The organism is Marinococcus sp. LNHM3E3-2.2 (assembly GCF_056034385.1).
The window spans coordinates 14652-29273 of sequence record NZ_JBQLIC010000007.1 but is presented as its reverse complement, the minus strand read 5'-3'; the positions used below and the strand labels follow the sequence as shown (position 1 = coordinate 29273).

Below are 14622 nucleotides of genomic sequence, written 5' to 3'. Positions count from 1 at the left end.
GCCGGTTCGGCTTTTTGTAATAAGGAGGACAATAATTTGAGTAAACTAGTATTATTGGATGGAAACAGTATTGCTTACCGGGCCTTTTTTGCCCTGCCTCTTTTAAATAACGATAAAGGCGTTTATACAAATGCGATTTACGGCTTTACAACCATGCTTTTAAAAATTTTGGAGGACGAGGAGCCAAGCCACGTGTTGGTGGCCTTTGATGCCGGGAAAACAACCTTCCGCCACGATACTTACAGCGAGTACAAATCCGGCCGGGAAAAAACCCCTTCTGAGTTATCCGAACAGCTTCCAGTCATTCGTGAAGTGCTGGACGTTTTTAAAGTTCCTTATATCGAAAAGGAGAACTATGAAGCAGATGATATTATCGGCACCCTTTCGAAACGGGCCGAGGATGAAAACTGGGACGTGCGCATCTATACTGGTGACCGGGACCTGCTGCAGCTGGTCAGTCCTCACGTGCATGTTTCCTTTATCAAAAAAGGAATAACAAACACCGAACTGTATGACCCGGATGCGATTCAGGATCGGTACGGCCTTACTCCTCTTCAGATTACTGATATGAAGGGGCTGATGGGGGACAGCTCGGATAATATTCCAGGCGTGCCCGGGATCGGGGAAAAAACCGCATTAAAGCTGTTACAGGAATACGGCTCCGTGGATAAAGTACTGGAGTCCATTGATAAAATTTCCGGAAAAAAAATGAAGGAACGGCTCGAAGAAAATAAAGAACAGGCGAAAATGAGCAAAGAACTCGCTGTTATTTACCGGGAAACGCCGCTCGATTTAGAGCTTCAGCAATTAAAGCATGAAGACTATGACGTAAAAGAAGTGACAGATCTTTTCCGCGAGCTGGAGTTTCAAACGCTGTTAAACAAATTTGATGACGTTGATGAAGCGCAGCAGACATTCGATGAGCTGGCATACAAGCATGTAAAAGACGTGCAGGAGGATATGCTCGTTTCCCCGTCTGCCCTGGTGGTGGAAGTGCCGGAAGAAAATTATCACCACGGGAGTATCTGGGGCATAGCGGTTATTAATGAAACCGGCCGGTATTTTGTTTCCACAGAAGACGCGCTGCAGAGTGAAGCATTCCAGGAATGGGCTAAAGACGAATCCAAAGAAAAATATACGTTTGATACAAAGCGTGCTGTCGTTGCTCTGGGCTGGAAAGGCGTGGAACTCCGGGGTATCACCCATGATACGCTGATAGCCTCCTATTTAATTGATCCCTCTGTATCTTCGCATCACGTATCTGATATAGCAAAACGTCGGAATCTGCAGGTGGTGGACACCGACGAAGCTGTTTACGGTAAAGGGGCCAAACGTACGAAGCCGGAGGAAGAAGCACTGGCAGAGCATCTGATCCGGAAAGGTGAAGCCGTCTACCGGCTGCAGGGGAAAATTGAAGAGGACTTAAAACAGAACGAGCAGCTCGAACTGTTTAAGGAGCTGGAAATGCCGCTGTCGCTTGTACTCGGACAGATGGAAACCCAGGGCATCTCTGTGGACCGTTCGCAGCTTGAGGTGATCGGTGATGAGCTGGACGGCCGCCTCACAGAGCTTGAAAAAGAAATTTACAAACAAGCCGGGCGTGAATTTAACATTAATTCGCCGAAGCAGCTTGGGCCAATTCTGTTTGAAGAGCTCGGACTGCCGGCTGTTAAGAAAACGAAAACCGGCTATTCCACGTCGGCGGATGTGCTCGAGAAACTGAGTGACCAGCATGAAATTATTCCAAGTCTGTTGTTGTACCGCCAGATTTCGAAGCTGCGTTCGACATATATTGAGGGGCTCCTAAAAGTTATTCACCCAACTACGGGCAAAATTCATACGATGTTCAACCAGGCGATTACGCAGACAGGACGGCTGAGTTCTACTGAGCCGAATCTGCAGAACATCCCAATCCGCCTTGAAGAAGGCCGGCGTATCCGGAAGGCTTTCATTCCTTCTGAATCCGGGTGGTCTATTTTATCGGCAGACTATTCACAGATTGAACTCCGGGTGCTCGCTCATATTGCAGATGATGAGGGGCTCAAGGAAGCTTTCCAGAACAATATGGACATTCATACAAAAACTGCGATGGATGTGTTTGGCGTAGGGCACGACGAAGTGACATCCAACATGCGCAGAAGTGCGAAAGCTGTAAATTTCGGAATCGTTTACGGCATTTCGGATTACGGCCTTTCGCAGAGCCTTGGCATTACGAGAAACGAAGCGAAAGAATTTATTGAGAGCTATTTAAAAAGCTATCCCAACGTGCAGAATTACATGAATGAGATCAAGGATGAAGCGAGACGCGACGGGTTTGTAACGACACTTCTGCACCGCCGCAGGTATCTGCCCGACATGAACAGCCGCAACTTTAACCAGCGCAGCTTTGCAGAAAGAACAGCTATGAACACTCCTATTCAGGGCACGGCGGCTGATATTATTAAAAAAGCGATGGTGGATGTAAGCAAAGCCCTTGAAGAAAAAGGACTGAACAGCCGGCTGCTGCTGCAGGTACACGACGAATTGATCTTTGAAGTACCCGAAAATGAAGTGAAAACCATGCAGGAGCTTGTCCCGGAGCTGATGGAGCAGACAATTGAACTGTCGGTGCCTTTAAAAGCAGACGTGGCCCAGGGCCCGACATGGTATGATGCGAAATAAGGAGAGAGAACGATGCCTGAATTACCGGAAGTAGAAACGGTCCGGCGGAATTTAGAAGACACGGCCGTTGGAAAAACGGTGGAGACCGTGAAAGTATACTGGCCTAATATTATTAAACGCCCCGATGACCATGAAGCCTTTTCAATGATGCTTGGAGGAAAGACGATCGAGCGCGTGCACCGTAAAGGGAAATTTTTAGTAATTTATCTTGAAGATCTGGCTGTTGTTTCCCACTTGCGTATGGAAGGACGTTACGAATGGAGTGACGGCGGGGAGCCGGATAAACACACGCATGTGCGCTTTTATTTCACCGACGGTACGGAGCTCCGCTACCGTGACGTGCGTAAATTCGGCACGATGCACGTGTTCAGCCGAGGAGAGGAGTGGAACGAAAAACCGCTGAACCAGCTCGGGGCGGAGCCTTATCGTGATGCTTCTTTTACCGCTGATTACCTGCACGCCCGGTTTCAAAAAACCTCGCGCAGTATTAAGGCGGTACTGCTCGACCAATCAATTATTGCAGGTCTCGGAAACATTTATGTGGATGAAGCGCTGTTCCGGGCGGGTGTTCTGCCGGACGCTCCGGCCGCAGGACTTGAAAAGCCTGTGGTAGAAATCCTTCGAAAGCAGATCACAGAAGTGATCGAAGAGGCAGTCAAACAGGGAGGAAGCACGGTACGCTCCTATGTGAATGGAGACGGACAGGCCGGCGCTTTTCAATTAAATCTGTTTGTATATGGAAGAAAAGGGGAGCCGTGCAAAGTATGCAGTCATGAAATTGAGCGGGCTGTAGTAGCGGGCCGGGGTACGCACTACTGTCCAGTCTGCCAGACGAAGGAGGGGACGGAATGGTTATCGGCCTTACAGGCGGAATAGCAAGCGGTAAGTCACTGGTGGCAGACGCTCTGCGGGAGCAGGGCCTTCCCGTGATTGATGCTGATGTGATTTCACGGGAAGTGGTGGAGCCGGGGGAGCCTGCCCTGGAGCAGATTATTGAGCACTTCGGCCCGGAAATTCTCCAGTTTGATGGAACGCTCGATAGAAAAAAATTAGGCTCTGTCATTTTTAATGATACTGAAAAACGCCAGGTGCTTAATCAAATTATTCACCCGGCTGTCAGGCAGCGCATGATGAGCAAACGGGATGATCTCGTACGTGAAGGAAATGAACATGTCGTGCTCGACATCCCGCTTCTGCTCGAAAACAATTTAAACTTTCTGGTCGACCGCATTATCGTCGTTTATGTCAATGAAGCAACGCAAAAGCAGCGGCTCGTGGAGCGTGACGGCCGGGGAGAAGAAGATGCGGCTGCGAGAATCAAATCGCAAATGCCTCTCGGAGAAAAAAGAGAGCTGGCGGATGCAGTGATCGATAATTCGGGGACAGAAAAGGAAACCAAAACCCAGGTGAACGAGCTGCTCCATCAATGGAAAATAAAATAAAAACGGATGGATAACCACTTTTCGTAAAAGAAAGTGGTTATTTTTTAAAAATAGGTTGCAAGAATGCGCTATCAATGTGTTATACTATTTTTAGATTTTACTTATAAAAGTATAACATATTTCCAGAGGAGGATATTAAATGAAAACAAGCATAGCGATCAACGGTTTCGGACGAATTGGGCGTATGGTTTTTCGAAAGGCAATGATGGACCCTGAAATTGAAGTGAAAGCCATCAATGCCATGTATCCTCCTGAAACGCTGGCTCATTTAGTGAAATACGATAGTGTGCACGGTCCGTTTCCGCTTGAAGTAAAATCCGAAGGGGACGAAATGATCGTGGACGGAAAACGGATCCGCCTGCTTCAAAACCGAAATCCCCTCGAACTTCCGTGGGAAGAACTGGGTGTAGATATTGTGGTCGAAGCGACGGGGAAATTCAACCGTGGCCCTGACGCTGAAATGCATATAGAAGCCGGAGCTAAAAAAGTCGTGCTGACTGCTCCCGGCAAAGAAGTCGATACAACCATCGTAATGGGAGTAAACGAAAAAGACTACGATCCGGAACGCCACCACGTAATCTCAAACGCATCCTGCACGACGAACTGCCTTGCGCCGGTCGTCAAGGTGCTTGAGGATAACATCGGTATTGAAAGCGGTTTAATAACAACTGTACATGCATACACCAATGACCAGAACAATATGGATAATCCCCACAAGGATTTGCGCCGGGCGAGAGCCTGCGGCCAGTCGATTATCCCGACGTCTACCGGAGCAGCTAAAGCTCTTTCAGAAGTGATTCCTTCCATGGAGGGAAAAATGAATGGTATGGCTCTCCGGGTGCCAACGCCGAACGTGTCACTTGTGGATATGGTCATTGATATGAAGCGCCCGGTCACCGAAGAAGAGATCAACCAAACGCTGAAAACAGCTTCTGAGCAAAAGTTAAAGGGTATTATTTCCTACTGCGAGGACCCGCTCGTATCAACAGATTTTAATGGAAACGAAAATTCATCTATTATAGATGCTCTCTCCACCATGGTCATTAACGACCGCCAGGTTAAAGTGCTTGCATGGTACGATAATGAGTGGGGCTACTCCTGCCGGGTAGTGGATCTGGTAAAAATGGTCGGAGAACCAGCTGTCGGCTACTCCTCCGTCGCTTCGTTTTAAAAATCGTTAATGTGGGAAAGCGTCCCGTAAGTGGGGCGCTTTTTTGTTTATCCTCTATGGGGAATTATGTACAGAAGTTATGGAGTATATACAGGCATTAAAGCCCTGGATCAAAGCTTTAAAGATGCTGCATGTGAAAACTGGTTGCAAATTGCAAATAAACATCGTATACTGAATTTCGTGCCTGTGCGTCCTTGAATTTGACGGCAGAAATGCACAGTTTTCAGGCGTATACAGGTATACTAGCGGTTACTGTAAGGGTTAGTGCCAAATTGGACTAACTTTCCCCCAGAGTAGCCTTTAAAACGTGACGGGCCGATAAAAATACAACGACCTAATGATGTAATAAAAAGAAACAAAGGGGGAAACGTACCATGGAAACAATGGGACGCCATGTCATTTCCGAGCTCTGGGGTTGTGACGAAGAAACTTTAAACAATGTAAATGCAATCGAACGTATCTTTGTAAACGCCGCTTTAAAAGCAGGCGCTGAAATAAGAGAAGTGATTTTTCATAAATTTGCACCGCAGGGTGTAAGCGGAGTAGTCATCATTTCAGAATCGCATTTAACGATTCACAGCTTTCCGGAACACGGCTATGCAAGCATCGATGTGTATACTTGCGGAGACCATATTGATCCGAACACGGCGGCTAAATATATTGCCGGTTCACTCGGTGCCGAAGCGGAAGAAACAATAGAAATCCCCCGCGGTACAGGCCCTATCCGTGTAGAGCGCCCGGAAGCGAATGCCCTATAATACGCATACGAACACCGTTTAAGCACAGGTAGCTGCTTGAACGGTTTTTTATTGCCTGCAGTACAAGGGATTCAAAGAAATACACAAATTGTCATCCTCCCGCCAGGAGCGAATGTGATATGATAGAACCAATAAAAATAGAGACCGCCCATCAAATTGGAGATGATAATAATGAAATGCCCTGTATGCTACTCCAATGGCACACGTGTATTGGATTCGAGGCCGAGCAATGAAGGCCGTTCCATCCGGCGCCGGCGTCAGTGTGATACGTGCCACCACCGCTTCACTACATTTGAAATTGTGGAAGAACTGCCGCTTGTCGTAGTGAAAAAAAATGGGAACCGGGAGGAATTCAGCCGGGAAAAAATGCTGAGAGGCTTGATCAGAGCCTGTGAAAAGCGGCCAATCCCAATGGAAACGCTCGAGGGCATCGTTTCGAGGGTTGAAAATAAACTGCGGGAAGAAGGACGAACAGAAGTGAAAAGCGAGGAAGCCGGGGAGCTTGTCATGGAAGAGCTAGCGGATATTGATGAAATCGCTTATGTCCGTTTTGCTTCTGTTTACCGGCAGTTTCGTGATATAAATGTATTCATCAATGAATTAAAAGAACTGATTGATAAAGAAAATAAAGAAGATTCATCAAAATCATAAAAAGGAGGGCGGCGCTTTGAGTCTGCATTGGATGGAAGTAAAACCGGTGGACGGGTACTACGTTCGCACAAGTAAAGAATTCAGCGAGAGCACGGATAAAACGATGTCTATGCTCTACCAGCCGTTAGTCGGAAGCAAAGCGATCGCTCTCTACCAGACTCTGCAGAATAAGCTTGAAAAAGACTGCTATGAAAGCTCCGAAGCAACCCATCATGAACTGATGGCTTTTTTGCAGATGCCTTTAAATGAGATTTACGCTGCCCGCCGCCTGCTTGAAGGCATCGGGCTTCTCAGGGTTTATGAACTCGAAACACACTCACAGGATAAAACATTTGTTTATGATATCCAGCCGCCTATGTCGCCGCGGGCTTTTTTTCAGGACGATGTGTTAAGCGTATTTTTATATAACCGTCTTGGGAAAAGCAAATACATTCAGCTGCGCCAGCGTTTTGGCATTTCGGCTGTGCCTGAAGGAGCAGAAGAAATTACGGCTTCGTTCAATGAAGTATTTGCTTCCCTGCATGCGTCGGAAATGGCTTCCGAGCCGCCTCCGGCAGATGAAGGAACAGAATTTGTCGGTGGCAGTGAGCCGTCGCGCCTGCAGCTTGAAGAGAATGGATTCGACATGGAGCTGCTAAAAGCTTCGCTTCCTTCCTTTCTCGACAGCTCCCGGCTGTTAACACCTTCGCTGCAGCAGACCGTCCGCCGGCTTGCTTTTGTGTATCAGCTATCGCCGATTGATATGGGAAAAGTGATTCAGGAGTCCCTATCAGCAGACGATGAAGTAAATATAGAAGACCTGCGTAAAAAGGCAAAAAATCATTACCGTATGGAGCACGGAGCAGCCCCGCCTGCGCTCGGGAACCGTACAGAAAGTCAGGAGCCGGCACCGGCAAAGGGCCGCCCGGTGTCTGAACAGGAGCAAATGAAGCAGTTTTATGAACAGACGTCCCCCGTGACGTTTCTTCGTTCGGTGGCCGAAGGAGCTACTGTGCCGGAGTCGGATATCCATCTCGTGGAGGAGCTTTTATTCAGCTACCGTTTATCCCCGGGAGTTGTGAACGTGTTGACAGATTACGTGATGAAGAAAAATAATATGAAATTAAGCAAAGCGCTTGTCTATAAAATTGCCGGCCAGTGGACAAGAAAAAAAGTACATACCGTAGAGGATGCCATGAAGCTCGCAAAGGAAGAACACAAGCAGGCCCAGGAACGCCAGGCACCTAAAAACAATTATACGAATAAGCGGTCTCAGGGCTACGTCCGAAACGATAAGCTGCCTAAGTGGCTGGAAAAAGAAGAGCAGGCAGAGAATAAACCGGCAGAAGGTGAAAATTCCACGCAGGAGGAGCAGCTGTCGAAGGAAAGAGAGCGCTTTGAAGAAATGCTTAAGGAACGACGGGAAAGAGCAAACCGTTAAAAGAAAGGAGGCGGCTGGATGGATTCGATCGGATCCTCGTTGAACAGATGGATGGATAAGGATTGGAAGGAACGGATGGCCAGACTTGAAAAAGAAGTGTTTGCCTATCCGGGAGTTATCGATTTCAAGCGCCGTCATCCGCACATACCAGCGGAAGAATACGAAAAAAACAAGGCAGCTTTATTTGAGTATAAAAGGGAGCGCAGTAACTGCGATGCCTGTCCTGGGCTTGAAAACTGCCCGAACCTGATGCAGGGCTATCAGCCGGAATTGATGGAAGACAAAGGGAAAGTAACGGTTGCCTATCACCGCTGTTCATTAAAGATACACGATGATGAAAAGAAAAAAAGACAGGCACTTATTAAAAGCTATTATATTCCAAAAGAGATACTGCATGCTTCCTTTGACCAGGTGGATATGGACCATGAATCAAGAGCGAAGGCAGGAACCGCAGCACTGCATTTCGCATCGACCACCGTGCCCGGAGAAGACGGACAGGGGCTTTACCTGTATGGAAAATTCGGGGTCGGTAAAACGTATATTGCCGGAGCCATCATGAATGAACTGGCGGAGCGAAACATCGGCTCGATGATTGTACACGTGCCGGACTTTTTCCGTGAGATCAAAGAATCGCTTTCGGATAATACGGTGAGGGAAAAGGTGGACAGCGTCAAAGGCGTGCCGGTGCTCATACTCGACGATCTTGGAGCCGAATCGATGAGTGCCTGGACAAGAGACGATATTTTAGGAGTTATTCTGCAGTACCGGATGATGGAAAAGCTTCCTACTGTTTATACTTCCAACTATGATTACAGTGAACTTGAAGAGCATTTGACGTATTCCCAGAAGGGTGGTAACGAGCGGCTGAAAGCTAAGCGTATCATGGAGCGCATCCGCCCTTTCACAGAAGAAGTGTTCATGGACGGACAGAACCGCCGGGGATAATTGGAAATGCATAGGGCATTCTAAGTGTATAATACAAATAAATATGCTACCATGATGATAGCGCCCAGCATGCAGAAAATGGGTTGGATTCGCGGTATTTTCATGCGAGCGCCACAAAGGAATTTTCTGGAGGGTATACAAATGAGCATTGATGGAATACTGGAACGTGCATTAAACGGAGAACGACTGACAATGGATGACGCTGTGCGCTTGTATGAAAGCGATGAAATAGAAAAAATGGGAGCTGCCGCAGATGAAATTAAAAAACGCTGGCACCCCGAGCCTGTTGCTACCTTTAACATAGGACGGAATGTCAATTACACAAACGTCTGCGATACCTTCTGCCGTTTCTGTGCATTTTACCGCCGGCCGGGATCGGAAGAGGGATACCTTCTTTCGGATGACCAGATTCTGCAGAAGATTAAAGAGCTTCAGGATGTAGGAGGAGACGAAATTTTAATGCAGGGCGGGACCAACCCGAACCTCCCATTTGAATACTATACGAACCTGCTCAAAAAAATTAAAAGTCATTTCCCTGATGTGACGATGCACTCGTTTACACCGGCAGAGGTGTACAAAATGATGGAAGTGTCCGGCCTGTCCTTGAGAGAGGTATTAACGGCTCTTCACGAAGCAGGTTTGGATTCACTTCCGGGCGGCGGCGCCGAAATTCTCACAGAGAAAACGAGAAAACGGATCAGCCGCCTGAAATGCACGGCCGACCAATGGATTGACTGCATGAAAATGGCTAAAGAGGTCGGTATGCACGGCACTGCAACGATGGTTATCGGCTTTGGCGAATCCAATGAAGAGCGGGCAGAACACCTGTGGCGCATTCGTGAGGCGCAGGATGAATCCAACTGCTTTTTGGCTTTCATATCCTGGACCTTCCAGCAGGATTACACAAGCATGAAAGGCGAGCGTATTACACCGGAAGGCTATCTCCGTAACGTTGCCATTTCACGCTTGTTCCTGGACAATATCCCGAACTTCCAGTCCTCCTGGGTAACAGCAGGACCAGAAACGGGGAAACGCTCCCTTTCCTACGGCTGTAACGACTTTGGCAGTACTATGATGGAAGAGAACGTTGTTTCTTCAGCCGGTACCACACACAAAGTGAACATCAACCGTATTCTTCGTTTAATACGGGAAGCAGGCTACACGCCGGCTCAACGTAATACGAAGTATCATACACTCCGGGTGTTTGAGGGAGAAGAGAACAGCGAAAAAGACTTTGTAATGCAAAACTAAATACAGGTTGCATGAAAAGAAGCTTTTCGCTATGCTGAAATAGCGAAAAGGAAAATGCAAGGATGAGGCCATGAAAATAAAACAGGCGTCCCAGAGAAGAGAACCATGGCTGGAAGTTCTCTACGAACCGTTTTATTTTTACCCCCTCGGAGCTTCGGCAGGGAACAGCAGTATCTGCCGGCGGATCCCCGGCCGTTACCCGGATAGAGTCGTCCCTTTACAGGGGAGGGAAACTAGGGTGGAACCGCGGCTGAGCCCGCCCCTTTCGAGGGGGCGGTTTTTTTATGTGTTTTTCTGTATATTACAGTAATAAAAGGAGGATAAATCACAGTGGCAGAACAGGCAATTACGCTCATATTTCCAGATGGAAATGAAAAGTCATATGACATTGGCACGACGACAGAAGAAGTAGCCGGCGGGATCAGCTCGGGACTGAAAAAGAGTGCGCTGGCAGGAAAAATTAATGGAAAAATGGTGGATCTCCGCACTCCGCTCCGGGAGGACGGTCAGATTGAAATCATCACGTATCAGTCCCCGGAAGGCCTTGAAGTGCTCCGGCACAGCACCGCGCACGCGATGGCCCAGGCGGTGAAGCGCTTGTTTGATGATGTGCAGCTTGGTGTCGGCCCGGTGATTGAAAACGGATTTTATTACGACATTGATACCTCGCACCAGCTGACGCCGGAAGACCTTCCTAAAATCGAAAAAGAGATGAATAAAATCATCGATGAAAATCTTGAAATTATTCGCGAGGAAGTGTCCCGGGAAGAAGCAGTCCGCTTTTTTAAAGAGCTTGGCGACGAGCTGAAGCTGGAATTAATTGAGGATATCCCGGAAGGAGAACAGATCGCGCTTTACCGGCAGGGAGAATTTGTCGATTTATGCCGCGGCGTTCATGTGCCGCAGACATCCAAATTAAAAAAGTTTAAGCTGATGAATATTTCCGGGGCATACTGGCGCGGGGACAGCAGCAACAAAATGCTGCAGCGTATTTACGGAACCGCCTTTGAAAAACAGTCCCAGCTTGACGATCATTTGAAAATGCTCGAAGAAGCTAAGGAGCGCGACCACCGTAAAATTGGCAGAGAGCTCGACATATTTACGACAAGTCAGACAGTCGGACAGGGCCTTCCTCTCTGGCTTCCAAACGGTGCCACGATCCGTCGGATTATCGAGCGCTATATTGTGGATAAAGAAGTGCGTCTCGGCTATGATCACGTGTATACGCCGGTACTTGGTTCCTCCGAGCTCTATAAAACGTCGGGCCACTGGGACCACTATCAGGACGACATGTTCCCGCCGATTGAAATGGATAATGAAACACTTGTGCTTCGGCCGATGAACTGTCCGCACCACATGATGGTTTACAAAAATAAAAAGCACAGCTACCGCGATCTTCCGGTACGCATTGCAGAGCTCGGAACGATGCACCGTTATGAAAAATCCGGAGCGCTTGCCGGTCTTCAGCGGGTGCGGGCGATGACGCTAAACGACGGTCACATTTTTGCCCGTCCGGATCAGCTGAAGGATGAGTTCATTCGTGCTGTACGCCTGGTTCGTGAAGTCTATCATGATTTCGGTATCAAGGATTATACCTTCCGGCTTTCCTACCGGGATCCGGAGGATAAAGAAAAATACGTGGACGATGACCAGATGTGGGAAAATTCCGAGCGCATTCTGAAAGAAGCGATGGATGCGATTGACGCTGAATACGTGGAAGCAGAAGGCGAAGCAGCATTTTACGGTCCGAAACTCGATGTCCAGGTAAAGACAGCAATGGGCAAAGAAGAGACACTTTCCACTGTCCAGATCGACACTCACCTGCCTGAACGATTTGATCTCACGTATGTGGGAAGCGACGGCGGCGAGCACCGTCCGGTAGTCGTCCACCGTGGCATTGTGTCCACGATGGAACGCTTTATCGCTTTTCTGCTTGAAGAGTACAAAGGCGCCCTGCCGACGTGGCTTTCCCCTGTACAGGTGAAAATCATACCGGTCTCGCCTGACGTTCATCTTGACTACGCGAAAGAAGTGGAAATGGCACTGCAGGCCTCGGATGTCCGGGTGGAAGTGGATACAAGGGATGAGAAGCTCGGCTATAAAATCCGCGAAGCCCAGACGCAGAAAATTCCTTACATGCTTGTGCTTGGTGACAAAGAGCAGGAAGCGAACGCCGTAAATGTACGCAGATACGGTCAGCAGGATTCGGACTCACAGCCGCTGAATGATTTCGTGGAAAATGTAACAGCGGCTATCAACGAATATCGATAAAAAGGTTGACGTCCTAATGGGGCCGTGCTAAGATGTCCTAGTGTGAAAATAATTAATCCCTAAAGAAGAAGCGCCCGCTTCTCACCTGACCGACAAACGTTGGCTGGTTATTACTAATATATTGAATGTGTAGAGCATATATTCTGTATACGTGTGGGCGCTTCTCTGTTTTAGAGGGTGTCTGCACGTTTTTTCGTTGTGCCAATGGTATGTATTTGCGTGGAAGCCCCGCGCACTAAATTTCTGGAGGTGGCTTATTATTCGTAAGGACCAAAAGGTAAACGAGGGCATCCGTGCCCGTGAAGTTCGACTCATCGACTCTAACGGAGAGCAGCTTGGAGTAAAATCAAGAAACGAAGCTTTAGAGCTGGCCGGGAAAGAAAACCTTGACCTTGTTCTTGTCGCTCCAAACGCAAAACCGCCTGTCTGCCGTATTATGGATTACGGTAAATATCGTTTTGAACAGCAGAAAAAAGATAAAGAAGCCCGGAAAAAGCAAAAAACGATCAACGTGAAAGAAGTTCGTTTGAGCCCGAGCATTGAAGAACACGACTTTAATACAAAACTGCGTAACGCAAGAAAGTTTTTGTCTAAAGGCGATAAAGTAAAAGCAGCTATCCGCTTCCGCGGTCGTATGATCACACACTCTGATATCGGTAAAGAGGTGCTTGACCGGTTTGCAAAAGAGTGTGAAGACGTGAGTACGATTGAAACGAAGCCGAAAATGGATGGCCGCAGCATGTTCCTCATGCTCGCTCCAAAAGCAGAGCAGGAACGGGAGCAAAAAGAAGAATCCAGTAAAGAGTAGACAGCGGTCAGCCCGTTATATTAAAAAAGGAGGATGTCACTTATGCCAAAAATGAAATCTCACCGCGGAGCAGCAAAACGTTTTCGCAAAACAGGAAGCGGCCGTGTAAAACGCGCACGCGCATTCACGAGCCATATGTTTTCGCATAAATCCCAAAAGCAAAAGCGTAACCTGCGTAAGCCGGAGCTTGTTTCCAAGTCCGACTACAAGCGTATCAAGACACTGCTGCCGAAAACGAAAAAATAAGCACGACCAAATAATTAAGATAAGCTAAGGAGGGGTTGACGATGCCAAGAGTAAAAGGCGGATATGTGGCACGTCGCAGACGTAAACGAGTATTAAAACTCGCGAAAGGTTATAGAGGTTCTAAGCATAGACTGTTTAAAACAGCACAGGAACAGGTAATGAAGTCCCTGCAGTATGCTTACCGGGACCGTCGCCAGCGCAAACGCGAATTCCGTAAGCTGTGGATTGCACGTATTAACGCAGCAGCCCGTTTAAACGGCTTGTCCTACAGCCGCATGATGCATGGCCTGAAGCAGGGCGGTATCCAAATGAACCGTAAAATGCTCGCAGACCTTGCGGTAAATGACGAAAAAGCATTTGCAGAGCTTGCTGAAAAAGCGAAATCAAACTTATAATCAAACAAAAAAGCGGAGCGCCCGGTAAATCAGGCGTTCCGCTTTTTATTGTTTCTCGGGCTGTTTTGCTTCAAGCTGCTGCATGAACTCCTTCACCGGGCTGTTCCACTCGATAGCAGCTTCCGGATAGAGGGATAAAATTTCCCGCTCGAGAAAGGTGAAATCCTCGCGCTGGAAGCCGCGCAAATGCTCACTTTCAATCACCCACAGCGAAATCGTAACGACTTCAAACGATTTTTCGGTTGTACCTACGTATTTTTCGCCTTCAAACATGACGCCTTTATGGGTCGCCAGTAAATTTTTCCGCACGTTTTGCTGGTCATCAAGCAGATAGAATTGTTTTTTATGGTGAGCTGCTTCCAGCTTTCTCCTAGAATTATTCCAGTATCTCCAAAACGAGTATATGATAATAATAAGAGCGATCAACAGCAGCACTCGTAAAAGAATACCCAATCTTTACACCCTCCTCTGCATCTATCGGATTAAGCGTACATAAGCCTTCTCATTTCTAATATATACGCACAGTCTGCTAAAAAGTTTCACAGGCACCAGGGTATGATAGATTATGTTTGAGCCCTGCGGCAAAGTTCTTTATACTGAATA

Annotated in this window: 14 protein-coding genes and 1 other annotated feature; of the genes, 13 read left to right on the top strand and 1 reads right to left on the bottom strand. The window is 47.7% G+C overall.

Annotated features, from left to right (window positions below):
* Positions 1–36: 36 nt before the first annotated feature.
* From polA to rplT, 13 genes are all read left to right on the top strand, one after another.
* Positions 37–2661 carry a DNA polymerase I gene (gene polA, locus ACTRXF_RS10565; protein ID WP_474261909.1) on the top strand — a complete coding sequence of 875 codons (2625 nt, stop codon included), beginning with the start codon at positions 37–39 and terminating at the stop codon, positions 2659–2661.
* Positions 2662–2673: 12 nt separating this feature from the next.
* Entirely contained in the window at positions 2674–3537 is an 864-nt protein-coding gene (gene mutM, locus ACTRXF_RS10560) for a DNA-formamidopyrimidine glycosylase (RefSeq protein ID WP_474261910.1), read from the top strand.
* The gene (gene coaE / locus ACTRXF_RS10555) at positions 3510–4103 is read left to right on the top strand and encodes a dephospho-CoA kinase (RefSeq protein WP_474261911.1); all 594 of its coding nucleotides are present in this window, start codon (positions 3510–3512) and stop codon (positions 4101–4103) included. The genes mutM and coaE overlap by 28 nt, the downstream gene beginning before the upstream one ends.
* Positions 4104–4242: 139 nt before the next feature.
* A complete protein-coding gene (locus ACTRXF_RS10550) occupies positions 4243–5274 on the top strand; it encodes a glyceraldehyde-3-phosphate dehydrogenase (protein ID WP_474261912.1) in 1032 nt (343 codons plus the stop codon).
* A gap of 374 nt (positions 5275–5648) precedes the next feature.
* A complete protein-coding gene (gene speD, locus ACTRXF_RS10545; RefSeq protein ID WP_022793113.1) occupies positions 5649–6032 on the top strand; it encodes an adenosylmethionine decarboxylase in 384 nt (127 codons plus the stop codon).
* Between the two features lie 171 nt (positions 6033–6203).
* Positions 6204–6683 (top strand): transcriptional regulator NrdR, encoded by a 480-nt coding sequence (gene nrdR / locus ACTRXF_RS10540; protein ID WP_022793114.1) that lies wholly within the window; start codon positions 6204–6206, stop codon positions 6681–6683.
* Positions 6684–6699: 16 nt separating this feature from the next.
* Positions 6700–8103, top strand: a complete 1404-nt coding sequence (locus ACTRXF_RS10535; protein ID WP_474261913.1) for a replication initiation and membrane attachment family protein — start codon at positions 6700–6702, stop codon at positions 8101–8103.
* 18 nt (positions 8104–8121) lie between these two features.
* A complete protein-coding gene (gene dnaI / locus ACTRXF_RS10530) occupies positions 8122–9048 on the top strand; it encodes a primosomal protein DnaI (protein ID WP_474261914.1) in 927 nt (308 codons plus the stop codon).
* A 141-nt stretch (positions 9049–9189) separates the two neighbouring features.
* Positions 9190–10299 (top strand): cyclic dehypoxanthinyl futalosine synthase, encoded by a 1110-nt coding sequence (gene mqnC / locus ACTRXF_RS10525; protein ID WP_322526531.1) that lies wholly within the window; start codon positions 9190–9192, stop codon positions 10297–10299.
* Between the two features lie 50 nt (positions 10300–10349).
* Positions 10350–10566: a binding site (T-box leader), on the top strand.
* 63 nt (positions 10567–10629) lie between these two features.
* Positions 10630–12570 carry a threonine--tRNA ligase gene (thrS, locus tag ACTRXF_RS10520; protein ID WP_474261915.1) on the top strand — a complete coding sequence of 647 codons (1941 nt, stop codon included), beginning with the start codon at positions 10630–10632 and terminating at the stop codon, positions 12568–12570.
* Between the two features lie 196 nt (positions 12571–12766).
* Positions 12767–13378 carry a translation initiation factor IF-3 gene (gene infC, locus ACTRXF_RS10515; protein WP_322526529.1) on the top strand — a complete coding sequence of 204 codons (612 nt, stop codon included), beginning with the start codon at positions 12767–12769 and terminating at the stop codon, positions 13376–13378.
* A gap of 42 nt (positions 13379–13420) precedes the next feature.
* Positions 13421–13624 (top strand): 50S ribosomal protein L35, encoded by a 204-nt coding sequence (rpmI, locus tag ACTRXF_RS10510; RefSeq protein ID WP_022793119.1) that lies wholly within the window; start codon positions 13421–13423, stop codon positions 13622–13624.
* A 41-nt stretch (positions 13625–13665) separates the two neighbouring features.
* Positions 13666–14019 carry a 50S ribosomal protein L20 gene (gene rplT, locus ACTRXF_RS10505; RefSeq protein ID WP_298783507.1) on the top strand — a complete coding sequence of 118 codons (354 nt, stop codon included), beginning with the start codon at positions 13666–13668 and terminating at the stop codon, positions 14017–14019.
* Between the two features lie 45 nt (positions 14020–14064).
* Here rplT and ACTRXF_RS10500 read toward each other — a convergent pair whose 3' ends face one another.
* A complete protein-coding gene (locus ACTRXF_RS10500) occupies positions 14065–14472 on the bottom strand; it encodes a sigma-w pathway protein ysdB (RefSeq protein WP_474261916.1) in 408 nt (135 codons plus the stop codon).
* Between the last annotated feature and the right edge of the window lie 150 nt (positions 14473–14622).